The following is a 23,336-nucleotide window of genomic DNA, read 5'->3' as shown; positions in this document are numbered from 1 at the left end:
TCGGGGTTCTGGATGGATGAGTGAATTCACCGAGGAAATCCCCGGGCAAATCGCGGCAATTATCAAGCGTCTGGGCGATGGCAGGTACACGTCTACGTCGATCTACCCGCTCCCGCCAGACGCTGCGTATGACGACGACGTCCACCCCACCGAGTGGATCCAGACCACCGGCATCGCCCCGGACCGGCTGACCGTCGAGATCAAACAACGCGATGCTGCGGGCGTGCACCGGCTCTACACCATCGGCCGCCCCGAAGCCGCCACGGAGACCGCCGAAACCGAGACGATCCACAACGGCGACAACGAATACCGCGTCCGCCCCGCCGAAGTCCTCACCGCCACCGAGGCCATCGAACTCTTCCAGCACTACTACGACACCCATACGGTGCCCGCCGGGTGGCACCTGCGCGAACAACCCGAATTCTCCGACACCGCAGTCGAAGAACACCTGAAAAGCCAAGCGGCGAAAGGTGATGAAACGACGGCGCGGGGCCGGGCTCCGGTCGCTGACAAGGGCGCCAAGGCGCCGAAAGCTCAGCAGAAACCGCGAACGAGCGAGTGAGACTCGAAAGACCGACACATATCCGGAAGTCGAATCGCTCGTCAGGATGGATGAGCAATTTCACGGAGCAGATCGCGGGTCAACTGGCAGCTGGGATAAATCGTCTTGGCGACGGCAAATACACCTCGTACTCGATCTACCCGCTCCCCCGGACGCGGCCTATGACGACGACATCCACCCCACCGAATGGATCCAGGCAACAGGAAATGCCCCCGACCGACTGACTGTCGAGATCAAACAACGCGACAATGCCGGCGTGCACCGCCTCTACACCATCGGCCACCCCGAAGCCGCCACGGAGACCGCCGAAACCGAGACCATCCACAACGGCGACCACGAATACCGCGTCGGCCCCGCCGAAGTCCTCACCGCCACCGAGGCCATCGAACTCTTCCAGCACTACTACGACACCCATACGGTGCCCGCCGGGTGGCACCTGCGCGAACAACCCGAATTCTCCGACACCGCAGACGGCGAATCAGACTGAGCGACAGTGATTTACCGTCCGTACACCGCAGGGTCGACATTGAGATGGGCGGACACGTCGCCCACCATCTCGACGTCCACCAGTCGCTGCGTGAAGTACCACCCGCCCGCATCCCGGGCGAAGGCGTCGGCGTAGCGGCCCACCACGATCGGCTGCAGCGGCACCGTCTCGGTGTGCTGGACCACCACGAAGGTGGACCGCGCCGTCGCCGCATCACCGTCGACATCGATGATCGGGTTCAGCACCAGATGGCGAGTGCGCGGGCGGTTGCCGTGTTCGGGGTAGCGCCGGGTGGTCGCTGCGAACAGTCCGGCGATGTTCTCGGCGCCCGATACCGAACCGGAGGCCGGTCCGCCGAACGAGGCGCGTCCGAGCAGTCTCCCGACACCGTCGAAGTCGCCCGCGTCGATCAGTTCGGCGTAGGTGTAGAGCAACTCGGCAATGGCCGTTTTGTCCTGCGGGTCCGCCATCGGGCCACCCTAACCCACGGGCCGGCGCGATGGTCGGTACTTGTCGGACCCCGGTGCAACAATGGGGATATGTCCACCACCGCAGCATCTTTGGCACCCAAAGAGCGGTTGGAGGGGCTATTCGGTGAGGTCGCCGAACTGATGGGCCAGCGCAACGCCATCGACAGCCGGTTGGTCGAGATCGTCGCCGAGATCGACCGTGCCGAACTGGCCGGCATGACCGGCGCGCGCTCCATCAACGCACTGGTGGCGTGGAAGACGGGCATGTCCGAACGCAACGCCGAGGTCATGGTCGCCGTCGCACAACGCCTCGACGACTTCCCCCGCTGCGCCGAAAACATGCGGGAAGGCAAGCTCTCGCTGGATCAGGTCGGGGTGATCGCCGAGCGCGCCGCCGACGGCTCCGATGCCCACTATGCCGAGCTGGCCTTATCGGCCACCGTCAGCCAGCTGCGCACCGCGATCAACTTCGTGCCCCGCCCGCAGCCCAAAGGCAAGCCCGAACCGACACCACAGATCACCAGAACCGAGCACGGCGAGCACACCACCTACCGCATCACCCTGCCCCGGCTGGAAGCCGCCACACTCGACGCCGCCCTGAAGTCCCGCCACGACGCCCTGATCGCCGACCACCCCGGCGACCAGACACCGTTCCCCACCCAGACCGATGCGTTCATGAGCCTGGTGCACGCCGGCTGGGACACCGACGTCGCGGCCCGCCCCCACGGCCAACACACCACCGTCATCGTGCACGTCGACGTCGATCAGCCCGCCGCCCTGCATCTCGGGCCGATCCTCACCGACGATCAGCGCCGGGAACTGTTGTGTGACGCCACGTGTGAGGTGTGGTTCGAGCGTGAGGGCCGACCGATCGGGGCCGGGCGCTCCACCCGCACCATCAGCCGCCGGCTCCGCCGCGCCCTGGAACACCGTGACCGGCACTGTGTCGTGCCCGGCTGCGCCAACAGTCGAGGATTGCACGCGCATCACCTCGTGCACTGGGAGGACGGCGGCCCCACCGAGCTGGACAACCTGGTCCTGCTCTGCCCCCACCACCACCGCATGCATCACCGCGGCGAGATCACCATCACCGGCCCCGCGCACCGCCTCGTCGTCACCGACGCCGACGGCGACCCACTGCACGGCGGGTCACTCGCCCACCCTCCCACCACGGCGCCACCGACCGTCGGCGCCTACAAAGGTCCGACCGGCGAACGCGCCCAATGGTGGTGGTACAACCCGTTCCAACCGCAGCCACCGCCGTCGGTGAATTAGGCCACCTGTCCCTTGACCACCGGCAGGCCCGGATCGCTGGCCACGGCCAGCGAGGACGGCGGCGCCCCGGCATCGATCAGATGCGCGGCGAACGACGCGATCATGGCACCGTTGTCGGTGCACAGCCGTGGCCGCGGCACGCGCAGTGTCAAACCGGCTGCCGCACAGCGTTCTTCGGCGAGCTCGCGTACCCGTGAGTTGGCGGCCACCCCACCGGCGATCAGCAGCGTCGACACCCCCAGGTCGGTGGCGGCCCGCACCGCCTTCGCGGTCAGCACATCGGCCACCGACTCCTGGAATCCCGCCGCCACATCCGCGGCCGAGAAATCCGCATTGCGTTCCAGATAACGTGCCACCGCGGTCTTCAGGCCGGAGAAACTGAACGCATACGGGTCATCACGCGGTCCGGTCATCCCGCGCGGGAACACGATCGCGGTCGGATCGCCGGTGCGGGCCAACTCGTCCAGCGGCCGTCCGCCCGGGTAACCCAGGCCCAGCAGCCGGGCCACCTTGTCGTAGGCCTCCCCCGCCGCGTCGTCGACGGTGCTGCCCAACTCCACGATGGGCTCCCCCAGCGAGCGTACGTGCAGCAACTCGGTGTGCCCGCCGGACACCAGCAACCCGACGCATTCCGGGAGCGGGCCGTGGTCGTAGACGTCGGCGGCCAAATGGCCGCCCAGGTGGTTCACCGCGTAGAACGGCACATCCCAGGCCGCGGCATAGGCCTTGGCGGCGGCGACGCCGACCAGCAGCGCGCCGGCCAGGCCGGGTCCGATGGTGGCGGCGACGACGTCGGGCCGGCTCACCCCAGCCGCGTCCAGGGCCCGGCGCATGGTCGGGCCGAGCGATTCCAGATGGGCGCGGGAGGCGATCTCGGGCACCACGCCACCGAAGCGGGCATGCTCGTCGACGCTGGAGGCGACCTCGTCGGCCAGCAGCGTGACCGTGCCGTCCGCCAGCCGCGCGATACCGACTCCCGTTTCGTCACAGGAACTTTCGATGGCCAAGACGATCATCTGGGATCTCGCTTCATGGTGTAGGCATCGGCGCCGCTGACCTTGTAGTACCGCTTGCGCAGTCCCACGGTGACGAAACCGACGCTCTCGTACAGGTTGATCGCCGCGTCGTTGTCGGTGCGCACTTCCAGGAAAACCACACCCCGGTCGGCGAAGTCCAACAGATCGGCCAGCAGCATCCTGCCGATCCCGTTGCCCTGGTAGTCCGGGTCGACGCCGATGGTGTGCACCTCGTACTCGAACGGCGGAATCCGGCCCAGCCGGGCGATCCCGGCGTACCCCACCAGTCGGTCACCGTCGCGCGCGGCCACGTAGTGGTTGTGCTTGGCCTCCAGGGCCTGCAGGAACGCCGACGGCGGCCACGGATCGTCACCGGCGAACAGTTGGGCTTCGAGTTCGGCGCAGCGATCCGCATCCAGCGGGGTCAGCGCGTCGATCACGGTCACGCCAAGCCCCGTTCGGCCAGCGACTTGGCGTCCGGGCGGCGCAGGTACAGCGGTATCAACGGCTCGGGTTCGGCGGTCCAATCCGTAACCACCGCAGCCAGTTCGGCGGACGACGGGTACTCGGGACCCATCACCGGTAAACCGAAAACGGCGGCGTGCACGGGGGAACCGGCCACCGCGTCCAGCCCGTCGGCGGGCACGTCGGCGGCGGCATGGACCTCGGGGCCCACCACGCGCACGCCGTCGCGGTACCGGGCCCAGTACACCTCGCGGCGCCGGGCGTCGGTGACCACCAGCACCTCACCGCTGGTCGACCGGCCGATGGCGTCCAGGCTGCACACCCCGAACACCGGGATGCCCAGCGCGTGACCGTAGGCCGCCGCGGTCGCCATCCCCACCCGCAGGCCGGTGAACGGGCCCGGCCCGCACCCCACCACCACGGCCTCCAGGTCTGCCATCGATCTGCCGCTGTCGGCAAGGGCGGCAAGCACATTCGGAGTCAGGCATTCGGCGTGTGCGCGGGCGTCGACGGTGATCCGCTCGGCCAGCGTCGTGACCTCATCACCGACGAGGACGATGCCGGCCGTCACGGCGGGGGTGGCGGTGTCGATGGCCAGGACCAGGGTCATGACCTGCTCCACTGCCACGTCGCAGTGCGGGTGTCGGTGTCGGCATCGCGTTCCAGCCGGACGTCCAGGTGGTTGTCGGACAGCCGCTCGGCCAGCCCTTCACCCCATTCGACCACCACCACCGCATCCTCCAGCTCGGTGTCCAGGTCCAGTGAATCCAGCTCCCCCAGGATGTCATCGGTCTGATCCAGCAACCGGTAGACGTCCACGTGGATCAACGCGGGCGCCCCGGCGCGACGGGCCGGATGCACCCGCGCCAGCACATACGTGGGCGAGGTGACCGGCCCGTCCACGTCCATGGCCCGGGCGATCCCCCTGGCCAGCACGGTCTTTCCGGCGCCCAGCGGCCCGGCCAGCACCACCACGTCACCCGCGCGCAACTGCGCCCCGAGCCGCACGCCGAGCGCGATGGTGTCGGCTTCGGTGGCCAGCACCGCGGTGCCGTCCTCCCGCTCAGACATGCCGGGCCCGTTCCTTGAGCCGCCGGGTCAGGGCGACCAGCCGCGACGGGGTGGCCCGTTCCACCAGGCGGACCAGCGCGTCGTCGATCACCTCGGGCTGCTCCAGCTGCACCAGGTGACCGGCGCCCTCGACGATCACCAGCTCCGATTTCGGCAGCGCCGCCGCCATCTCCTGCGAGTACTCCATCGGGGTAAGCAGATCATGGTCCCCGCACGCGATCAGCGTCGGGACCTTGGCCAGCGTCGTCAACGCCGCGCGCTCGTCGTGCACCTCCAGCGCGTGCAGGAAACCGACCATGGTGGTCATCGCGGTTTCGTGCATCATGCGCTCGGAGAATGCCACGACGCTGCGACTGACCTTCTCGTCCCCGTACGACGCGGCGCGCAGCACCGGCCCCAGCACCGAACGCGCGGCGCCGCGCCCGCGGTTGACCAGTCCGGGCGCGTACCGGACGGCGAACCTGGCCGCCTCCAGGGCCGGATTCTTCAGGATCTCGCCCAACGGTGAGCGCGAAACCCCTTCGGCGGCAGAGGCTATCAACGCCACGCCGACGATCCGGCTGCCGTACCGCTTCGGGAACTGGCGGGCGTGCGAGAGCACCGTCATGCCGCCCATGGAGTGACCGACCAGCACGACGGGCCCGCGGGGGGCCATCACCGCCAGCACCGATTCCAGGTCCTGCCCCAGCTGCGGCACGGTGAAGGTGTCCGGCGGGGCGTGCCCGGACAGCCCGTGGCCGCGCTGGTCGTAGAACACCATCCGCACCTGGTCGCCCCACTGCTGTGCCAGTCGCGCCCGCTGAAAGTGGAACGCGCCCATGCGCAGACAGAACCCGTGGGCGAACACCACGGTCAGCCGGGCGTCGGGTGGGCCCACCTCGCGCACCGCCAGCGGCACACCGTCGGGCGTGGTGACCACGGCGCTGCGGTCGGCGTGCAGCAGCTCGAAATCCTCGTGCGCGTAGGGGTCGTCATCACCGACCCGCCGGCCCACCGACCGCGCGACCGACACCCCGGCCACCGAGCCGACCGCCGCCAGTCCTGCGAGCCCGGCCAGCCAGGGCACCTTGCCCCGGTCCGGGTGCGGCCGAGCGTCGTCGTCGGTCACCGGGTTCAGCCCGCTTCGCCCTTGTAGACCCGGGTGACGCGGCCCCGCGGGCTGGTGACCACCTCGTAGTTGATGGTGCCCAGCAGGTCGGCCCAATCCTGGGCCGTGGGTTCCCCGTCGTCCCCGGGGCCGAACAGGATCGCCTCGTCACCGACGCTGACGTCGGGTGCGCCGGGACCGAGATCGACGACGAACTGGTCCATGCAGATCCGGCCCACGTTGGGCCGGCGGCGGCCGTTGATCAGCACCTCGAGCCGCCCGCTGAGCGGCCGGTACACCCCGTCGGCGTAGCCGATGGGCAGCAGCGCCAGCGTGGTGTCGTGCGGCGCGACCCAGGTGTGTCCGTAGGACACGCCCTCCCCGGCCGGTACGGAACGGATCAGTGCGACAGGGCATTTGAGCGTCATCGCGGGCCGCAACCCCATATCGCCGAGTTCGGGGATGGGGCTCTGCCCGTACAGCGCGATACCGGGCCGGATCATGTCGTAGGCCAGGTCGTGGCGGGTCATCGCGCCCGGCGAACTGCACAGGTGGGCGATCTCGAAGTCGACGCCGGCCGCGCGGGCCGTGGCGCGCATGGCGTCGAAGCGCTCGGCCTGCCGGTCGGTGGCCTCCGGGTGCGCCGGGTCGTCGCCGTTGGCCAGGTGGCTCATGATGCCGCGCAAGCGCAGCGCCCCATCGGCGGCGCCGCGGCCCAGCGCGGTCAGCACCGCGGGCAGGTCGGCCGCGGCCACCCCGTTGCGGGTCATCCCGGTGTCCACCTTCAGGGTCACCACCGCGGTCACCCCGGTGCGCCGCACCGCGTCCAGCACGTCCTCGATCTGGGTCAGCGAGGACACCGCGATCTGGACGTCGGCGGCCACCGCCGGTCCGAAGTCGGTGCCGGGGGTGTGCAGCCAGGACAGGATCGGTGCGCTGAGGCCGTCGTGGCGCAGGGCCAGCGCCTCGTCGACGGTGGCCACCCCGAGTTCTGCGGCGCCCGCAGCCAGCGCGGCCCTGGCCACCGGCGTCGCGCCGTGCCCGTACCCGTCGGCCTTGACCACCGCCATCACCTCGGCGGACCCGGCGTGCTCACGCAGAACGCCCACGTTGTGGGCGACCGCATCGAGATCGATGAGGGCCTGTGCGCCGAGAACATCGGATGTCTGCATCGCCACCATTTTCGCATGCCCGCGAACGTGAGCCGGTTTGCGAAGATCGGCCGAGATGCCGATCACATGTGCACGTTCGGCGGCGCACCGTCACAGTTCAGTGCGCGAACGGCTGCACCTCGTCGAAGTGTCCGTTGGGCTTGAGCTCGTCGAGATGCCGCAGGGCGGTGATGGTGTCCTCCTTGAGCGCGCGGGCCAGGTCGGCCGAGAAGCCTTCCCGGACCACGACCCGCAGCACGGTGACGTCCTCGGCGCCCTCGGGCATCGTGTACGCCGGCACCTGCCAGCCATAGGCGCGCAGCGCGTGCGAGAGGTCGAACTCGGTGTAACCCGGGTCGCCCTTGAGCCGGAAACTGATCACCGGGATGGCCGACCCGTCGGTGATCACCTCGAAATGCTCGCTGGCCCGCAGTTGATCGCCCAGCCACCGCGCGGTCTGCGACAGGCACTGCATCACCTGGGTGTATCCGGCGCGGCCCAGCCGCAGGAAGTTGTAGTACTGGCCCACCACCTGGTTCCCGGGCCGGGAGAAGTTCAAGGTGAAGGTGGGCATGTCGCCGCCGAGGTAGTTGACCCGGAACACCAGGTCCTCGGGCAGGTGGTCCTTGTTGCGCCACACCACGAATCCGATACCCGGATAGGTCAGCCCGTATTTGTGACCGCTGACGTTGATCGAGACCACCCGCGGCAGCCGGAAATCCCATTGCAGGTCCGGATGCAGGAACGGCACCACGAAGCCGCCGCTGGCCGCGTCCACGTGCACGGGTACGTCGACCCCACCGCCGGCGGCCAGCGTGTCCAGGGCCGCGCAGATCTCGGCGATCGGCTCCAACTCGCCGGTGAAGGTGGTGCCCAGGATGCCGACCACGCCGATGGTGTCCTCGTCGACGGCCTCGACCACCTGCTCGGGCGTGATCACGTAGCGGTCCTCCGCCATCGGCAGGTAGCGCGGTTCGACGTCGAAGTACCGGCAGAACTTCTCCCAGACCACCTGCACGTTGGAGCCCAGCACCAGGTTGGGGGTGCGGGTCTTCCACCCTTCACCGACCTTGTCCCGCCACCGCCATTTCAGCGCCAGCCCGGCCAGCATGACGGCCTCGCTGGACCCGATGGTGGACACCCCGACCGCGGTGGCCGGATCGTCGTCGCGCAGGTCCTCGGCGTGGAACAGGTCGGCCACCATGGCCACACAGCGTGACTCGATGGCGGCGGTGGCCGGGTATTCGTCCTTGTCGATCATGTTCTTGTCGAACGTCTCGGCCATCAGTTTGTCGGCCTCGGGTTCCATCCACGTGGTGACGAACGTGGCCAGGTTCAGCCGGGAGCTGCCGTCGAGCATCAGCTCGTCGTGGATGAAGCGGTAGGCGGCCTCGGCCTCCATCGAGTCGTCGGGCAGCCGCAGCGACGGCACCGGGTCGGTGGACAACCGACCGGTGTAGGCCGGTGAGATGGACGGTCCTGGCGTGTGCCGTGCTGGCATGGGGATCCCTTCTAGAGTTGCGCGACGGATGAACGGAGATGGGCCAGAATGCCTTCCGCCGACGTGGGTACGGCACGCGGTCCCGGGTCGGCGGCGGACAATCCGGCGGCGCGGGCATGCACGTACGCCGCCATCGCGGCGGCCTCGGTGGGCGGCAGGCCCGATGCCAGCAACGCGCCGATGATCCCGGACAGCACATCGCCGGATCCCGCTGTGGCGGCCCAGGATTGGCCGGCGGGGTTGAGGTAGCTGACATCACCGTCACTCCCCGTCGCTTCGCTCGCCCCGGCGTCAATTCCCGTCGCTTCGCTCGCCCCGGGGCCGGCGATGACCGTGACGTTGCCCTTGAGCAGCACCGTGGCACCGAGCCGCTGGGCCAGCTCACGCGCGGCGGCGACCCGGTCCGCCCCGACCGGGTGGCCGGCCACCCGTTGGTATTCCCCGGCGTGCGGGGTGAGAACGGTTGGCGCGGAACGATTTTCCACCAACTCGGGATGGGCGGCCAGCAAAGTCAGCGCGTCGGCGTCGACGATCACCGGCAATTCGGTGGCCAGCGCGAAATGCAAAGCCTCGGCGGCGGATTCGTCGGTGCCCAGCCCCGGCCCGACGACCCACGATTGCACCCGGCCGGCGGCTTCGGCCCGGGGCGCGGCCACCACCTCGGGCCAGCGCGTCACCACGTTCGCGGCCGCGCTGCCGGCGTAGCGCACCATCCCCGAGGTGGCGGCCACGGCCGCACCGGTGCACAGGATGGCCGCACCGGGGTAGGTGGCCGAGCCTGCCAGGATGCCGGTCACACCCTGGGTGTACTTGTCGTCGTGCGGCCCCGGCACCGGCCACCGCGCGGCGACGTCGGCGGCCTCGAGTCCGCGCACCGTGCTGGGCGGCAGGTCCAGCCCGATGTCGACGAGTTCGACACGCCCGCATTCGCCGAGCGCGTGTACGGGTTTGTAGCCGCCGAACGTCACGGTCAGCGCGGCCGTGACATGTGGCCCGTCGGCGGCGCCGGTGTGTACGTCGACACCGCTGGGGATGTCGACGGCGACCACCGGTGCGGCACTGGCGCCGAATACCTCGGCCGCGGCGGGGCGCAGTGGGCCCCGACCGGAGATGCCGACGACACCGTCGATCACCAGATCCGTCGCCGGCGGGATCGCGTCGACGGTGCGCCCGCCGGCCCGGCGGAACGCCGCCAGCGCCGCGGCGTGGGTGTGCTCCGGGTTGAGCAATACCGCGCTGGCCGCGACACCGCGGCGGCGCAGGAAGGTGGCCGCCCACAGGGCGTCACCCCCGTTGTCGCCGGAACCGACCACGGCGCACACCCGCCGGCCGAAAACGCCACCGGAGCGGGCGCGCAACTCCCCCGCGATCGCCGACGCCAGTCCGTGCGCGGCGCGCCGCATGAGTACACCGTCGGGCAGGGCCGCCAGCAACGGCGCCTCGGCGGCTCGAATCGCATCTGCGGTGTAATAGTGGCGCATCGGCTCCCGTCCGCTCGATTTGACCGCGCGCCAACACGTTACGCGTCGCGGCGAAAGTGCGGGTCCAATCCCGGCCGCGCGCGTCGCATCACCGGGCTAGAGTCACCGCTCATGACGTACGGCTACCCGCCGAACCCGGCACCTCCGCCGGTGCGGCCGCCGCGTTCGGGAGTCGACCTGGGGGTGTCCATCACCCTGCTGGTACTGACCTACGCCGGCGGCGGCGCGGCCGCCGTGCTGGGCGTGTTCATGATGGCGTTCACCGACTACTGTCCGCCGGCCACCTGCGATATCGACGCCGGCGTGACGGCGGCACTGACCGGCTTCGGCGTGGCGGTGCTGATCGCCGTCGCCGGGACCGCGGTGACCATCGTGGCGCTGGTGCGCCGGGCGCGGGGTTGGCCCTGGGCGCTGGGCACGATGGTGGTGTGCGGGGCGGCGTGCGCGCTGGCCCTGGCGGGTTATATGACGGCGGTGGGCGGCTGATCAGACTTGAGCCACATACACCGACTTGTCACCGCCGTCCCGTTTCGCCGCGAACATCGCGCTGTCGGCACGAGCGATGAGGTGGCCCAGCAACCCGACCGGGTCGTCGCCGCCGGCGAAGGTGGCCGCCGAGATGCCGGTCACCCCGATGCTGGCGGTCACCGCGCGATCGGTGTGATCGGCCAGCGCCGCACGCAGTTTCTCCCCCATCGACGCACCATCGCCCGACCTGACGATGTCGACGACGACGAACTCTTCACCGCCGACCCTGGCCACCAGGGCGCTGCTGGTGACCACGGATTCCAACCGGCGGGCGGTGCGGACCAGAACCTCGTCGCCGGCCGCGTGCCCGAAGGCGTCGTTGACGCCTTTGAACCGGTCCAGATCGATGACGGCCACCAGCACGGTGCGCTCACCCTTGACCGCGCGGCGCACCAGCCCGTCGACGTGGATGGACAGGCCGCGCCGGTTGAGCAACCCGGTCAGCGGGTCGGTGGTCGCCTCGTTGGCATCGGTGCGCAGCACCCAGATCGCGAACTGGGCTGCCGCGGGTGCGAAGGCGAGCGTGGTGCCGGCAATCGCCCGGGCCAGTACCAGGAACAGATCGCCGTGCACTTGCGCACCGATCGTGATGGCGAGCGCCACCATGGCCAGTACAGACCAGAGACCGTGCAGCACAATGATTTTGGGCCCATCGAAGAAGACGATGTAGAACGACACCAAAATCAGCGCGCTCAGCGCGAAGATGCCCGACAGGGCCCGGATGTTGACCAGGGACACCGCCACCACCCCCACGTCGAAGCAGACGATGCAGACCCGGGACATGCGCCGTGACGGCCACGGCGCCAGCCACCAGGCCAGCGCACCGGCGAAGGTGCAGGCCGCGAAGGCCAGTGCGACGACGCGCGCGTACAGCGGCTGCGCCGCGGTGTCCGACAGTTGGCCCATGACCACCACGCCGCCCACCGCCGCCGCGGCGGCGCCGATCAGCAACTGGATCAGTCCGGTCAGCGACCGCTCGGCGAAGTACTCGACCTGGCCGTCGTAGTCGACGGGCGTGGTCCACCACTGCGACAACGCACGGCCAACGGCACGACGGGACTTGGCATCTAGCAGCAACCGCAGCCCCCACGGAGTCGACGTCGACGGACGCCTACGAACCTAGAGCACCCGACCGGGGGTGCGGTACCCCGAGCCGGGGCTAACCGGCGGCGCCGACGGCGACCGTGCTCGGCTCGACCGTCACCTTGATGGCCTCACCCTTCTGCACGATGTCGAAGGCATCCAGGACGTTGTCGATGGGGATGTGCCGGGTGATGAGGTCCTTGACCGGAACCTGGCCGGTCGAGATGTACTGCAGCGCGCGCTTGTTGTGGATCGGTGCCGATCCGTTGGCGCCGTGGATGTGCAACTGGCGGTAGTGCACGACGTTGGAATCGCAGGTGATGGTCGGGTTGGTCTTCGGCAGGCCGCCGAAGAACGAGATCCGGCCGTTGCGGGCCGCCATCGCGATGGCCTGTTCCTGGGTGATGTTGGCGGCGGTGGCGGTGATGACGACGTCGGCGCCGCGCCCGCCGGTCAGCTCCATCACCCGCTCGACCACGTCGACCTCGGCACCGTTGATCACCTCGTCCGGGGACACCGCGTCGGCAGACATCTGCAGTCGGGCGGCGTTGACGTCGACCAGGTACACGGGTCCGCACTTGTGCACACCGCGGGCGATGCGGATGTGCATGCAGCCGATCGGCCCCGCGCCGAACACCACGACGGTGTCGCCCTCTTCGATGCCGAGCAGGTCCTGGGCGTTGATGGCGCAGGCGAACGGCTCGGCGGCCGAGGCCTCGTCGTAGCCGACGTTGTCCGGGATCCGGTTCAGCCCATCGACTTTGAGCACCTGACGCGGCACGATCATGTATTCGGCGAACCCACCGTCGTACTGGTAGCCGATCGATGTCTGGTTCTGGCACACCGCCATCCAGCCCTTGCGGCACTCATGGCATTCACCGCACGGCACGGCGGCGATGACCTGTACCCGGTCGCCGACCTGCCACTGGCTGCCGTAGGTCGCGTTCACGTTGGCACCGACCTCGACGATCTCACCGGCCACCTCATGGCCGAGGGTGCGCGGCGGCGTCAGGTTCTGGTGACCGTTGTGCAGGATCTTGACGTCGGTGCCGCAGGTGGAGCAGTTGCGCACCCGGATCTTGACCTCGTCGGGCCCGCATTGCGGCTCCGGCACGTCCTCCAGGCGGACGTCCTCAGGCGCGTAGTAACGCAGGGCTTTCATGACGGTCCTCCTGTGTCGGGGGTTACATGCTGAACCGACTCTACCGGAAACGGTCATAACTCCACACACTTTTGTGCCCATTTGCGCCTGATTGCTTGCAATCATGCCCGGTTGTGCGGTTAACTTGCAGGCATGTGACCGGCGTCACCCACGCGCCGGCCGACACCGAGACAATCCGGAGGTCACCATGTCCCTGGTCGAAACCCCTGCAGCGCCGTCCGGCGGGGCACCACGCGGCGGCGCACGCGTGCGGGTGCAGAAACTGGGCACCGCACTGTCGAACATGGTCATGCCGAATATCGGCGCGTTCATCGCCTGGGGTTTGATCACCGCCCTGTTCATCAAGGCCGGCTGGCTCACCGGCATCTTCCACAACTTGCAGGATCCCAGTGGCTGGGTCGCCAAGATCGGCGGCTGGGGTGACTTCGACGGCGCCGGAATCGTCGGCCCGATGATCACCTACCTGCTGCCGATCCTGATCGGTTACACCGGCGGGCGGATGGTGCACGGCAACCGCGGTGCGGTGGTGGGCGCGATCGCCACCATGGGCGTGGTCACCGGCGCCGACGTGCCGATGTTCATGGGCGCGATGATCATGGGCCCGCTCGGCGGCTACTGCATGAAGCGGCTGGATGCGTTGTGGGAGGGCAAGATCCGGCCCGGCTTCGAGATGCTGGTGGACAACTTCTCGGCCGGCATCCTGGGGCTGCTGTTGGCCGTCTTCGGGTTCTTCGGCATCGGGCCGATCGTCGAAGCGTTCACCAAGGGCGCGGGCAACGCGGTGAACTTCCTGGTCGACAACGACCTGTTGCCCCTGACGTCGCTGCTCATCGAGCCGGCCAAGGTGCTGTTCCTGAACAACGCCATCAACCACGGCGTGCTGACTCCGCTGGGCACCACCCAGGCGTTGGAGACCGGGAAGTCGATCCTGTTCCTGCTCGAGACCAACCCCGGCCCGGGCCTCGGGGTCCTGCTGGCCTTCATGGTGTTCGGCCGCGGGGCGGCGCGCGCGTCGGCGCCCGGCGCGGCGATCATCCAGTTCTTCGGCGGCATCCACGAGATCTACTTCCCGTACGTGTTGATGAAGCCGAAGCTGATCGCGGCCACCATCCTGGGCGGCATGACCGGCGTGTTCATCAACGTGCTGTTCGGTTCGGGGCTGCGGGCCCCGGCCGCGCCCGGGTCGATCATCGCGATCTACGCCCAGACGCCGGGCAGCAGCTTCCTCGGCGTGACGCTGGCCGTGCTGGCCTCCACCGGGGTGTCGTTCGCCGTGGCCGCCCTGCTGCTCAAGACCGACCGCAGCACCGACGAGCCCGACCTGGCCGCCGCGACCGCCGAGATGGAGTCCCTCAAGGGCAAACGCTCCAGCGTGGCGGCCGCACTGACCGGCGCCGACCCCGGCCGGATCAGCAGCATCGTGTTCGCCTGCGACGCCGGGATGGGATCCTCGGCGATGGGTGCCTCGGTGCTGCGCAAGAAGGTGCAGGCGGCCGGCTTCGGGGACGTCAAGGTGACCAACCAGTCGATCGCCAACCTGACCGACACCTACGGGCTGGTGGTCACCCACCGCGACCTCACCGAGCGGGCCCGGCAACGGACCGCATCGGCCATCCACGTGTCGGTCGACGATTTCATGAGCACGCCGCGCTACGACGAGATCGTGGAGTTGCTGCAGCAGACCAACGGCACGGGCACCACGCCCGCCGCCGCGTCGGAAAAGCCCGACGAGCCCGCCAAGACCGGCGCCGACGTGTTCGGGCCCGAGTCGATCGTGCTCAACGGTTCGGCGGCCAACGCCCACGACGCCATCACCGAGGCCGGGCAGCTGCTGGTGGCGGCCGGCGCGGTCGACCCGTCCTACGTCGATGCGATGCACGAGCGCGAGCAGTCGGTGTCCACCTACATGGGCAACGGCCTGGCCATCCCGCACGGGACCAACGAGGCCAAGGGCGCCATCCGCAAGACCGGGATCTCGTTCGTCCGCTACCCCGATCCGATCGACTGGAACGGCAAGCCCGCCGAGTTCGTGGTCGGCATCGCCGGCGCGGGTGACGACCACATGGCTCTGCTCACCCGGATCGCCCATGTGTTCCTGGACAAGGAGCAGGTGGCCCGGCTGCGTGCGGCCGGCACCGCCGAGGAGGTGCGCGCGGTCCTGGGCGCGGGCGCATAGGTGCTGGCCAGGCTGCCGTTCGCCGATCACAATGTCAGCCGTGGATTCAGAGACCCGCCAGAGCCGCATCGTCGAGTTCGCCAGGACCAGGGGGCGGGTCGAGGTGCAGCCGCTGGCCGAGGAGCTCGCGGTCGCGTCCGAGACCATCCGCCGCGATCTGAAGGTCCTGGCCGGGCGCCGGCTGCTCAAACGGGTGCACGGCGGCGCCATCCCGCTGGAGACGGCCGCCTTCGAATCCACCGTCGAATACCGCAGCCAGGTCGACCTGGCGCAGAAACACCGGATCGCCGCCGCGGCCGCCAACCTGCTGCACGGCGCCGAAACGGTGTATCTGGACGAGGGATTCACGCCCCGGCTGATCGCCGAGAAGCTCTCGGGGCGGGAGCTGACGGTGGTGACGTCCTCGCTGCTGGCCGCCGAGGCGCTCGCGCACAGCGACACCGTGACCGTGCTGCTGCTCGGTGGCCGGATGCGTGGGAGAACCCTTGCCACGGTGGATCATTGGGCGGTGGAGCGGCTGCGCACCCTGGTGATCGACGTGGCGTACCTGGGCACCAACGGGATCACCGTCGAGCACGGCCTGACCACACCGGACCCCGCGGTGGCGGCGGTCAAGCAGACCGCGGTGGCCGTCGCCGGCCGCCGGATCCTGGTCGCCGCGCATTCGAAATTCGGCGAGACCAGCTTCTGCCGGTTCGCCGACGTGCCGGATTTCGAATCGATCGTCACCGGATCCGAACTGGCGACCGCCGAAGCGCACCGCTATGAGGCGTTGGGGCCCAGCGTCATTCGGGTCTGACCGCGGCGCGTTTGTGCGGTTTCGTCCGCGGCTCACCGGTCCGGCGGTATGACAACGCACAATTGCGGCGCATCACCCGTCGACGCCGTCCCAGAACCGGTGCGCACGCGCGGCGATCTCGTCGGGGAACTCCCCGGTGATGGCGTGCGATGCCGACGCCCACAATTCCACCTGACCGTGCCGCAACGTCGTGCGTGCGGTGTCGGCGGCGCGGCGGGCGTCGTGGATGACGCTGCGCCCGGCGATCAGCGCCAGCACCGGCACGTCCAGCGCGGCCAACTGAGCCCGGCTGAACCGGGTGGGCGCCGGCTGGTGCAGCTCGAAATCGGCGGTCCCGGCATCGATGAGCGCGGCCACCGGGTTGTCCTCGTCGACCTCGGCGCCGCCGGTGATCCAGCGCAGGATCCGGCGGCGCAGCCATTCCGGCGTCCCGGCCAGACCCATCGGGGCGAAGGCCGCCATGGTGCGAAACGGTATGGGCGCGAACGTCAGTACCGGATCGAGCAGCGCCAGGGAGGCCACCCGGGCCGGCTGGTGCACGGCGTAATTGACCGCACTCCAGCCGCCGAAAGACACCCCCAGCAGGTGCACGGAATCCAGCCCGAGACCGGCGAGCAGCTCACCGAACCACCACGCCTGATCCCCCGGCCCGGTCAGCGGCAGCTGCTGCACCGACAGACCCGGCTCACCGAGCAGGTCCACGCAGTACACCGTCCGCCGCGCGAGCAGGCCCGGCAGATTGTCCGCCCACATGGGGGTGGACGCATTGCGGCCGGGCAGCAGCAGCACCGGACGCCCGCCGGGCCCACCGAACCGGTAGGCCCGCACGGTCCCGAACGTGGTTGACACGTCGAAAGTTTCACCGGCGCGAGGCAGCGCCGCCATCGCGGCGTCGTACGCCCGCAGGTAGTGGGCGCGGGCGGACTCGCTGCGCCAGCGTCCTACTGCGCCCACCCCGGCCCGCAGCTACTCGACGGTCACCGACTTGGCCAGGTTGCGCGGCTTGTCCACGTCGTAGCCACGCGCCTGGGCCACCCCGGCGGCGAACACCTGCATCGGGATCGTCGACAGCAGCGGCTGGTACAGCGTCGACACCGCCGGGATCTCGATCAGGTGATCGGCGTACGGGGCCACCATGTCGTCCCCCTCTTCGGCGATGACGACGGTGACGGCGCCGCGCGCCTGGATCTCGCGGATATTGCTGAGCAGCTTGGCGTGCAGGGTGGCCGAGTTCTTCGGCGACGGCATCACCACGATGACCGGCAGGTCGTCCTCGATCAGCGCGATCGGTCCGTGCTTGAGCTCACCGGCGGCGAACCCCTCGGCGTGCATGTACGCCAGCTCCTTGAGCTTGAGCGCACCCTCCAGCGCCACCGGATAACCGACGTGGCGGCCCAGGAACAGCACCGCGGACGACTGCGCGAACCGGTGCGCCAGTTCGGTCACCGGCTCCATGCAGGTGAGCACCCGGGCCACCCGGTCGGCCATCGCCTCCAGATCGTGGTACTCGCGGGCCACCTCGTCGGGGTACTTGGTGCCCCGCGCTTGCGCAAGGGCAAGTCCGACAAGGTAATTCGCCGCCACCTGGGCCAGGAAGGTCTTGGTGGAGGCCACCCCGATCTCCGGCCCGGCCCGGGTGTAGAGCACCGCGTCGGCTTCCCGCGGGATCTGGCTGCCGTTGGTGTTGCAGATGGCCAGCACCTTGGCCTTCTGTTCCTTGGCGTGCCGCACGGCTTCCAGCGTGTCGGCGGTCTCGCCGGACTGCGAGATGGCGATCACCAGGGTGCTGCGGTCCAGCACCGGGTCGCGGTACCGGAATTCGCTGGCGAGTTCGACCTCGACCGGCAGCCGGGTCCAGTGTTCGATGGCGTACTTGGCCAGCAGGCCGGAGTGGTACGCGGTGCCGCACGCGACGATGAAGACCTTGTCGACGTCGCGCAGTTCCTGGTCGGACAGCCGCTGCTCGTCGAGCACGATGCGGCCGTCGACGAAGTGGCCGAGCAGGGTGTCGGACACCGCCGCGGGCTGTTCGGCGATCTCCTTGAGCATGAAGTAGTCGTAGCCACCCTTCTCGGCGGCGGACAGGTCCCAGTCGATATGGAACTCCCTGGCAGGGGCGTCCGCACCGGCGAAGTCGGTGACCTTGTAGCCGTCGGCGGTGATGACGACGGCTTGGTCCTGGCCCAGTTCGACGGCGTCTCGGGTGTGCTCGATGAAGGCGGCGACATCGGATCCGACGAACATCTCGCCGTCGCCGACGCCGACCACCAGCGGAGTGGACCGGCGGGCGGCGACGATGGTGCCCGGATCGTCGGCGCTGGCGAACACCAGGGTGAAATGCCCCTCCAGACGCCGCAGCACCGCCAGCACGGAGGCCACGAAGTCGCCGGCGGTCGCACCGCTGCGGTGCGCCTGAGCGACCAGGTGCACGGCCACCTCGGAGTCGGTGTCGCTGGCGAACTCGACGCCATCGGCCTCCAGCTCGGCGCGCAGCGCCGCGAAGTTCTCGATGATCCCGTTGTGCACCACGGCGAACTTGCCGCTGGCGTCGCGGTGCGGGTGGGCGTTGCGGTCGGTGGGCCGACCGTGGGTGGCCCACCGGGTGTGGCCCATGCCGGTCGTGCCGGTGAGCAGCGCCGCATCCGTCTCGGTGACCGCTTCTTCCAGGTTGGCCAGCCGGCCGGCGCGACGGCGGACGACGAGCCCACCGTCCCCGTCGAGCAGGGCGACGCCCGAGGAGTCGTACCCCCGGTACTCCATCCGGCGCAGCGCGTCGACCACGATCTCGCAGGCGGGGCGCCGTCCGACGTAGCCGACGATTCCACACATGGTTACCCAGGGTAGTGCAGCGCCGGCCCCGCCCCGGGCGCGCGGCCGGTCCCGCGCGCTAGGGTCATCCCCGTGGCCGGCACGAAGAAACTGTTCGCAGCGCTGACCAGGCGCGGCCCCCATCGCGTACTCCGCGGCGACCTGGCCTTCGCCGGCCTGCCCGGGGTGGTCTACACCCCGGAGACCGGGCTGGGGCTGCCCGGCGTCGCGTTCGGGCACGACTGGCTGACCGGCGCCGCCCGTTACGCGGGCACCCTGGAGCACCTCGCCTCCTGGGGCATCGTCGCCGCCGCGCCCGACACCGAGAAGTCACTGGCCCCGTCGGTGCTCAACGCGGCCGTCGACCTGGGCACCACGCTGGACATCATCGCCGGGGTGCGGCTGGGCCCCGGCAAGATCAGCGTCCATCCCGGCAAGCTGGCCGCCGCCGGCCATGGTTTCGGCGGTTCTGCGGCGGTCTTCGCCGCGGCGGGGATGCCGAACAAACTGGCGGCCGCGGCCGCGGTGTTCCCAGCGGTCTCCAGCCCGCCGGCCGAACAGCCGGCCGCCGGTCTGCGGCTGCCCGGGCTGATCCTGCGGGCACCGTCGGACGGCACCGGCATCCGGTCCAACGCCGACGCCCTGTCCGCCGCCTGGACCACCGCCACCACCCGCACGGTCGCCAAGGCCGAACCCGGTGGGCTCGCCGAAGGCAGGCGACTGGGCAGGGTGGTCGGCCTGCCCGGCGCCGACAAGGGCACCCAGAAGGCGGTGCGGGCGCTGCTGACCGGATATCTGCTGTTCGCGCTGGCCGGCGACAAGACCTACCGGGATTTCGCCGACCCGGCGGTGCCGCTGCCCAAGACCGTCGCACCGGACCCGGACGCCGTCCCGCCGACCCTCGAAGACAAGGTGGTAGCCCTGCTCAAGGGCTGATGGGCCGGAGCCCTGCTCAAGGGCTGATGTACCGGAGCCCTCAGACCAGCACCGTGCCGCCGTCGACGGTCAGCACCACACCGGTGCCGAACCGCTGTTCCATGCAATAGACGTAGGCCTGTGCCGCGTCCTGCACTTCGCCGATCCGGCCGAGCGGTAGCCGCTGCGCGGCGGCGTCGAACATCGCCTGCCGTTCCGTGTCGGGCACGGTGTCCCACAGCGGGGTGCGCACCACGCCGGGTGCGACGGCATTGACCCGCAGGGGCGCCAGTTCGACCGCCAGCGCCGTGGTGGCGGCGTTCATCGCGCCGCAGAGGCTGACGGGCAGCACGCCGAAACTCGGTGTATGCGCCGCGGTGCCGCTCGTCAGCGTGATGGAGCCACCCGGGCTGAGCTTCGGGGCGAACAGCCGCACGGCGTCTAGCGCGCCGATGAACCGGGTCAGGAGGAAGCCGGCGACCACGTCGCGGGTGGCTCCCGCCAGCGGCGTCAACTCCAGGGCGTCGCCTGCGGTGTACACCAGGTGCTCCAGCGCACCGATCTCCTCGGCCGCCGCGGCCAGCGCGGCACCGTCGGTGACATCGAGCACCTGCCCGCGGGCGCCGGCCGGCAGGTCGGCCAGCGCGCGCTGCACGCTGGCCTGCCGGCGCGACGCCACGATGGGGATACCGCCCCGTTGCGCGACCGCGTGCGCGACACCCAGGCCGATCCCCGAGGTGCCGCCGATGATCAGGACCCGTTCGTTCGTCAGACTCATGTCTTTACGGTGAGCCGCCTGCCCGGCGGTGTCCAAGACCTATCCCGTCGTCCGGCGATACCCTTGGGGTATGGCGATGGCCGATCTGGACCTGCGCAAACTGCGCTACTTCGTGGCAGTGGCCGAGGAGTTGAACTTCGGCCGCGCCGCCAAGCGCCTGCACATCGCCCAACCCGTGCTCTCCCGGCAGATCCGTGCACTCGAGGCCGAGCTGGGCGTGCGGTTGCTGTCCCGGGATTCGCGCGGCACCGAGCTGACCGCCGCGGGCCACCAGCTGTTGACCGACGCCCGCTTCCTGCTCGCCGAATCGAAAGCACTGCGGGACAGGCTTTTCCAGGCGACGGCGGCACCCGTCACGGTGCGTGTCGGGGTGATGCCCGGGTTGCTGGCCACCGCGGCGGTGCGCGAGTTCGAGGCGGCCGATCCGCTGCACCGCGCCGAGGTGGTGCAGGTGTGGTGGGCCGAGCAGGTCGAGGTGGTGCGCCGCGGGGACGTCGACGTCGTCTACGCCAGGGAACCGTTCGACCGCGACGGTCTGGGCACCGCGGCGCTGCTGGAGGAGCCCCGCGACGCACTGCTGTCGACCGGCAATCCGCTCGCCGACCGGCCGTCGGTGCGGATGGCCGAACTGGCCGCGCTGCGCCTGCTGCAGAACCCCGGCACGGTACCCGAGTGGTACGCGCTCACCACGCCCGAACACCGGCGGGCCGCGGCGGCCAAGACCGTGTCCACCGTCGAGGAGAAGCTGGAACTGGTTGCCGCCCAAGAGGGTTTCGCGATCCTCCCGCGCTCGACCACCCGGTACTACCGGCGCCCCGACGTGCGGGCGGTCCCCATCGCCGACGGTGAGCCCAGCCGCGCCACGTTGATCTGGGACGCGACGGTGAGCAACCCCACCCGGGACGCGTTCATCAAAATCGCCCTGGCCAACCGGGACCACGCCACCGGCTGACGCCGACGTGACGCACGCCTCACGATTGGGACGCACAGCGTCTCCTTCGGTAGGCTTTCCCCAGCGGCATCGTCTGTTCTGCCTTTTGCCGCTTCGCTTCGCCGGAATCGCGCGCAGGCGAAGGTCGAGTTCCTTCGATCGTCACACCGAGCGCCGCGGAAACCACCGCGCCGGGCAGGACGACCACACACGACCTCTGGAGTTCATCCGTGTCCACGTTCGCCGAGCTCGGCCTGCCCGAAGCCGTCGTCAACGCCCTTGCCGCCAACGGCATCACCACCCCCTTCCCGATTCAGGCTGCGACACTGCCGGATTCGCTGGCCGGCCGCGACGTGCTGGGCCGCGGCCGCACCGGCTCGGGTAAGACCTACGCGTTCCTGCTGCCCCTGGTGAGCCGGCTGGCCGCCAACCCGGCACCGCGGCGCCCCAAGACTTTCCGCGCACTGATCCTGGCCCCCACCCGCGAGCTGGTCACCCAGATCGACGCCTCGCTGGCCCCGCTGGCACAGGCGACCGGTCTGCGGTCGGCCACCGTCTTCGGCGGTGTCAGCGCCAACCCGCAGATCGACAAGCTGCGCAATGGCATCGATATCGTCATCGCCTGCCCCGGCCGGCTGGAGGACCACGTCAAGTCCGGCCACGCCGACCTGTCCGGTGTGCAGATCACCGTGCTCGACGAGGCCGACCACATGGCCGACCTGGGCTTCCTGCCGCCGGTCAAGCGCCTGCTGGACCGCACCCCCAAGGACGGTCAGCGGCTGCTGTTCTCGGCCACCCTCGACAACGGCATCGACGTGCTGGTGGACCGCTACCTGCACGACCCGGTGGTGCACAGCGTCGACTCCGAGCAGTCACCGGTGACCGCGATGTCGCACCATGTGCTGCATGTCGACGGCGCTGCCCGGTTCGACGTGCTCACCGACCTGGCCGCCGCACCCGGTCGCACCATCGTGTTCGCCCGCACCAAGTACGGCGCCAAAGGCCTTGCCCGCAAGCTGAATTCGCGTGGCGTCCCGGCGGTCGAGTTGCACGGCAACCTGTCCCAGAACGCCAGGACCCGCAACCTGGCCGCCTTCTCCGACGGTTCGGCAACCGTGCTGGTCGCCACCGATATCGCCGCGCGCGGTATCCACGTCGACGATGTGAGCCTGGTGGTGCACGCCGACCCGCCGGTGGAGCACAAGGCCTACCTGCACCGGTCGGGCCGCACCGCCCGCGCCGGCAACGACGGCACCGTCGTGACGCTGATGCTCGACGACCAGGTGTCCGATGTGCGGGGCCTGACCCGCAAGGCGGGCATCAAGCCGACCATCACCAAGTTCAGCGGCACCTCGCATCCGGTGCTGCAGGAGATCGCCCCCGGCGAGCGGAATTTCAGCGGTCCGATCGTGCTGGCCGGTGCGGAGCCGGCCGCGACGCGGGCACCGCAGCAGCCCGGCCGCCAGCCGGGGCAACGGTCCGGCCGGCGGGGGAACCGCTCCGGCGCCAATGCCGGTCGCAGCGGACACGGCTCGTCGGGCGGCAACCGTTCCCGACGGGGCGGCGCCGGGCAGCACCGCTAGCCCGGCG

At 69.8% G+C, this 23,336-nt stretch carries 23 protein-coding genes; 9 read left to right on the top strand and 14 right to left on the bottom strand.

Translation table 11 applies throughout. The annotated features are described in order from the left end of the window. The first annotated feature begins 16 nt into the window (after positions 1–16). Together BN977_RS23170 and BN977_RS32515 are read left to right on the top strand one after the other, a co-directional pair. Entirely contained in the window at positions 17–562 is a 546-nt protein-coding gene (locus BN977_RS23170; protein ID WP_165576353.1) for a hypothetical protein, read from the top strand. 256 nt (positions 563–818) lie between these two features. Next, positions 819–1,049 carry a hypothetical protein gene (locus BN977_RS32515; RefSeq protein WP_109790271.1) on the top strand — a complete coding sequence of 77 codons (231 nt, stop codon included), beginning with the start codon at positions 819–821 and terminating at the stop codon, positions 1,047–1,049. Between the two features lie 11 nt (positions 1,050–1,060). Here the strand turns inward: BN977_RS32515 and BN977_RS23160 are convergent, their stop codons facing one another. Beyond that, the gene (locus tag BN977_RS23160; RefSeq protein ID WP_036401808.1) at positions 1,061–1,519 is read right to left on the bottom strand and encodes a nuclear transport factor 2 family protein; all 459 of its coding nucleotides are present in this window, start codon (positions 1,517–1,519) and stop codon (positions 1,061–1,063) included. Between the two features lie 69 nt (positions 1,520–1,588). On the opposite strand from BN977_RS23160, the gene BN977_RS23155 reads away from it, so the two are divergent. After that, positions 1,589–2,794, top strand: coding sequence for an HNH endonuclease signature motif containing protein (locus BN977_RS23155; protein ID WP_036401806.1), 1,206 nt, complete (start codon positions 1,589–1,591; stop codon positions 2,792–2,794). Here the strand turns inward: BN977_RS23155 and tsaD are convergent. The 8 genes from tsaD to BN977_RS23115 form a co-directional block, all read right to left on the bottom strand. Beyond that, positions 2,791–3,810 carry a tRNA (adenosine(37)-N6)-threonylcarbamoyltransferase complex transferase subunit TsaD gene (tsaD, locus tag BN977_RS23150; RefSeq protein ID WP_036401803.1) on the bottom strand — a complete coding sequence of 340 codons (1,020 nt, stop codon included), beginning with the start codon at positions 3,808–3,810 and terminating at the stop codon, positions 2,791–2,793. The two genes, BN977_RS23155 and tsaD, sit on opposite strands and share 4 nt — an antisense overlap. After that, entirely contained in the window at positions 3,807–4,256 is a 450-nt protein-coding gene (rimI, locus tag BN977_RS23145; RefSeq protein ID WP_036401800.1) for a ribosomal protein S18-alanine N-acetyltransferase, read from the bottom strand. The genes tsaD and rimI overlap by 4 nt, the downstream gene beginning before the upstream one ends. Then, positions 4,253–4,885 (bottom strand): tRNA (adenosine(37)-N6)-threonylcarbamoyltransferase complex dimerization subunit type 1 TsaB, encoded by a 633-nt coding sequence (tsaB, locus tag BN977_RS23140; RefSeq protein ID WP_036404235.1) that lies wholly within the window; start codon positions 4,883–4,885, stop codon positions 4,253–4,255. Before tsaB ends, rimI begins: the two co-directional genes overlap by 4 nt. Further along, the gene (gene tsaE / locus BN977_RS23135; protein ID WP_036401797.1) at positions 4,882–5,346 is read right to left on the bottom strand and encodes a tRNA (adenosine(37)-N6)-threonylcarbamoyltransferase complex ATPase subunit type 1 TsaE; all 465 of its coding nucleotides are present in this window, start codon (positions 5,344–5,346) and stop codon (positions 4,882–4,884) included. The genes tsaB and tsaE overlap by 4 nt, the downstream gene beginning before the upstream one ends. Next, entirely contained in the window at positions 5,339–6,454 is a 1,116-nt protein-coding gene (locus tag BN977_RS23130; protein ID WP_036401794.1) for an alpha/beta fold hydrolase, read from the bottom strand. The genes tsaE and BN977_RS23130 overlap by 8 nt, the downstream gene beginning before the upstream one ends. A 5-nt stretch (positions 6,455–6,459) precedes the next feature. After that, a complete protein-coding gene (gene alr / locus BN977_RS23125) occupies positions 6,460–7,605 on the bottom strand; it encodes an alanine racemase (RefSeq protein WP_036404233.1) in 1,146 nt (381 codons plus the stop codon). Between the two features lie 97 nt (positions 7,606–7,702). Beyond that, a complete protein-coding gene (locus BN977_RS23120; RefSeq protein WP_024455187.1) occupies positions 7,703–9,085 on the bottom strand; it encodes a glutamate decarboxylase in 1,383 nt (460 codons plus the stop codon). Positions 9,086–9,096: 11 nt separating this feature from the next. Further along, positions 9,097–10,566: a bifunctional ADP-dependent NAD(P)H-hydrate dehydratase/NAD(P)H-hydrate epimerase gene (locus BN977_RS23115; protein ID WP_036401790.1), complete on the bottom strand. Its 1,470-nt coding sequence runs from the start codon at positions 10,564–10,566 to the stop codon at positions 9,097–9,099. Between the two features lie 111 nt (positions 10,567–10,677). Between BN977_RS23115 and BN977_RS23110 the strand changes: the two genes are divergently transcribed. Next, positions 10,678–11,052 (top strand): hypothetical protein, encoded by a 375-nt coding sequence (locus BN977_RS23110; protein ID WP_024455189.1) that lies wholly within the window; start codon positions 10,678–10,680, stop codon positions 11,050–11,052. Here the strand turns inward: BN977_RS23110 and BN977_RS23105 are convergent, their stop codons facing one another. Together BN977_RS23105 and BN977_RS23100 are read right to left on the bottom strand one after the other, a co-directional pair. Then, entirely contained in the window at positions 11,053–12,171 is a 1,119-nt protein-coding gene (locus BN977_RS23105) for a GGDEF domain-containing protein (protein ID WP_046872948.1), read from the bottom strand. 82 nt (positions 12,172–12,253) lie between these two features. Then, complete coding sequence (locus tag BN977_RS23100; RefSeq protein WP_024455191.1) at positions 12,254–13,339, bottom strand: zinc-dependent dehydrogenase; 1,086 nt, start codon at positions 13,337–13,339, stop codon at positions 12,254–12,256. A 187-nt stretch (positions 13,340–13,526) separates the two neighbouring features. Between BN977_RS23100 and BN977_RS23095 the strand changes: the two genes are divergently transcribed. Both BN977_RS23095 and BN977_RS23090 read left to right on the top strand, forming a co-directional pair. Beyond that, complete coding sequence (locus tag BN977_RS23095) at positions 13,527–15,515, top strand: PTS mannitol transporter subunit IICBA (RefSeq protein ID WP_036401788.1); 1,989 nt, start codon at positions 13,527–13,529, stop codon at positions 15,513–15,515. Positions 15,516–15,555: 40 nt separating this feature from the next. Next, the gene (locus BN977_RS23090) at positions 15,556–16,314 is read left to right on the top strand and encodes a DeoR/GlpR family DNA-binding transcription regulator (protein ID WP_036401786.1); all 759 of its coding nucleotides are present in this window, start codon (positions 15,556–15,558) and stop codon (positions 16,312–16,314) included. A 72-nt stretch (positions 16,315–16,386) separates the two neighbouring features. Here the strand turns inward: BN977_RS23090 and BN977_RS23085 are convergent, their stop codons facing one another. Then, positions 16,387–17,268 carry an alpha/beta fold hydrolase gene (locus BN977_RS23085; RefSeq protein ID WP_051561834.1) on the bottom strand — a complete coding sequence of 294 codons (882 nt, stop codon included), beginning with the start codon at positions 17,266–17,268 and terminating at the stop codon, positions 16,387–16,389. A 12-nt stretch (positions 17,269–17,280) separates the two neighbouring features. Beyond that, a complete protein-coding gene (gene glmS, locus BN977_RS23080) occupies positions 17,281–19,143 on the bottom strand; it encodes a glutamine--fructose-6-phosphate transaminase (isomerizing) (RefSeq protein ID WP_036401782.1) in 1,863 nt (620 codons plus the stop codon). 72 nt (positions 19,144–19,215) lie between these two features. Here glmS and BN977_RS23075 point away from each other — a divergent pair, with 72 nt between their 5' ends. Continuing rightward, positions 19,216–20,058, top strand: coding sequence for a dienelactone hydrolase family protein (locus BN977_RS23075; RefSeq protein WP_036401780.1), 843 nt, complete (start codon positions 19,216–19,218; stop codon positions 20,056–20,058). A gap of 40 nt (positions 20,059–20,098) precedes the next feature. Here the strand turns inward: BN977_RS23075 and BN977_RS23070 are convergent, their stop codons facing one another. Continuing rightward, on the bottom strand, positions 20,099–20,815 hold the full coding sequence (locus BN977_RS23070; protein WP_036401778.1) for an SDR family oxidoreductase: 717 nt from the start codon (positions 20,813–20,815) through the stop codon (positions 20,099–20,101). Between the two features lie 70 nt (positions 20,816–20,885). Here BN977_RS23070 and BN977_RS23065 point away from each other — a divergent pair, with 70 nt between their 5' ends. Both BN977_RS23065 and BN977_RS23060 read left to right on the top strand, forming a co-directional pair. Then, positions 20,886–21,767 carry a LysR family transcriptional regulator gene (locus tag BN977_RS23065; RefSeq protein WP_036401775.1) on the top strand — a complete coding sequence of 294 codons (882 nt, stop codon included), beginning with the start codon at positions 20,886–20,888 and terminating at the stop codon, positions 21,765–21,767. 209 nt (positions 21,768–21,976) lie between these two features. Then, on the top strand, positions 21,977–23,329 hold the full coding sequence (locus BN977_RS23060; RefSeq protein ID WP_036401772.1) for a DEAD/DEAH box helicase: 1,353 nt from the start codon (positions 21,977–21,979) through the stop codon (positions 23,327–23,329). Positions 23,330–23,336: the final 7 nt, after the last annotated feature.

The sequence above is a fragment of the Mycolicibacterium cosmeticum genome (assembly GCF_000613185.1).
Taxonomy (GTDB): domain Bacteria; phylum Actinomycetota; class Actinomycetes; order Mycobacteriales; family Mycobacteriaceae; genus Mycobacterium; species Mycobacterium cosmeticum.
This window is presented reverse-complemented; position numbering and strand designations above follow the sequence as displayed.

Excerpts from the sequence above, each read along its gene's own strand:
- BN977_RS23070 (WP_036401778.1), bottom strand. The coding sequence starts at position 20,815 with ATGAGTCTGACGAACGAACGGGTCCTGATCATCGGCGGCACCTCGGGG.
- BN977_RS23155 (WP_036401806.1), top strand. The coding sequence starts at position 1,589 with ATGTCCACCACCGCAGCATCTTTGGCACCCAAAGAGCGGTTGGAGGGG.
- glmS (WP_036401782.1), bottom strand. The coding sequence starts at position 19,143 with ATGTGTGGAATCGTCGGCTACGTCGGACGGCGCCCCGCCTGCGAGATC.
- tsaB (WP_036404235.1), bottom strand. The coding sequence starts at position 4,885 with ATGACCCTGGTCCTGGCCATCGACACCGCCACCCCCGCCGTGACGGCC.
- BN977_RS23120 (WP_024455187.1), bottom strand. The coding sequence starts at position 9,085 with ATGCCAGCACGGCACACGCCAGGACCGTCCATCTCACCGGCCTACACC.
- tsaE (WP_036401797.1), bottom strand. The coding sequence starts at position 5,346 with ATGTCTGAGCGGGAGGACGGCACCGCGGTGCTGGCCACCGAAGCCGAC.
- BN977_RS23100 (WP_024455191.1), bottom strand. The coding sequence starts at position 13,339 with ATGAAAGCCCTGCGTTACTACGCGCCTGAGGACGTCCGCCTGGAGGAC.
- BN977_RS23065 (WP_036401775.1), top strand. The coding sequence starts at position 20,886 with ATGGCGATGGCCGATCTGGACCTGCGCAAACTGCGCTACTTCGTGGCA.
- alr (WP_036404233.1), bottom strand. The coding sequence starts at position 7,605 with ATGCAGACATCCGATGTTCTCGGCGCACAGGCCCTCATCGATCTCGAT.
- BN977_RS23115 (WP_036401790.1), bottom strand. The coding sequence starts at position 10,566 with ATGCGCCACTATTACACCGCAGATGCGATTCGAGCCGCCGAGGCGCCG.
- BN977_RS23160 (WP_036401808.1), bottom strand. The coding sequence starts at position 1,519 with ATGGCGGACCCGCAGGACAAAACGGCCATTGCCGAGTTGCTCTACACC.
- BN977_RS23110 (WP_024455189.1), top strand. The coding sequence starts at position 10,678 with ATGACGTACGGCTACCCGCCGAACCCGGCACCTCCGCCGGTGCGGCCG.
- BN977_RS23170 (WP_165576353.1), top strand. The coding sequence starts at position 17 with ATGAGTGAATTCACCGAGGAAATCCCCGGGCAAATCGCGGCAATTATC.
- tsaD (WP_036401803.1), bottom strand. The coding sequence starts at position 3,810 with ATGATCGTCTTGGCCATCGAAAGTTCCTGTGACGAAACGGGAGTCGGT.
- BN977_RS23095 (WP_036401788.1), top strand. The coding sequence starts at position 13,527 with ATGTCCCTGGTCGAAACCCCTGCAGCGCCGTCCGGCGGGGCACCACGC.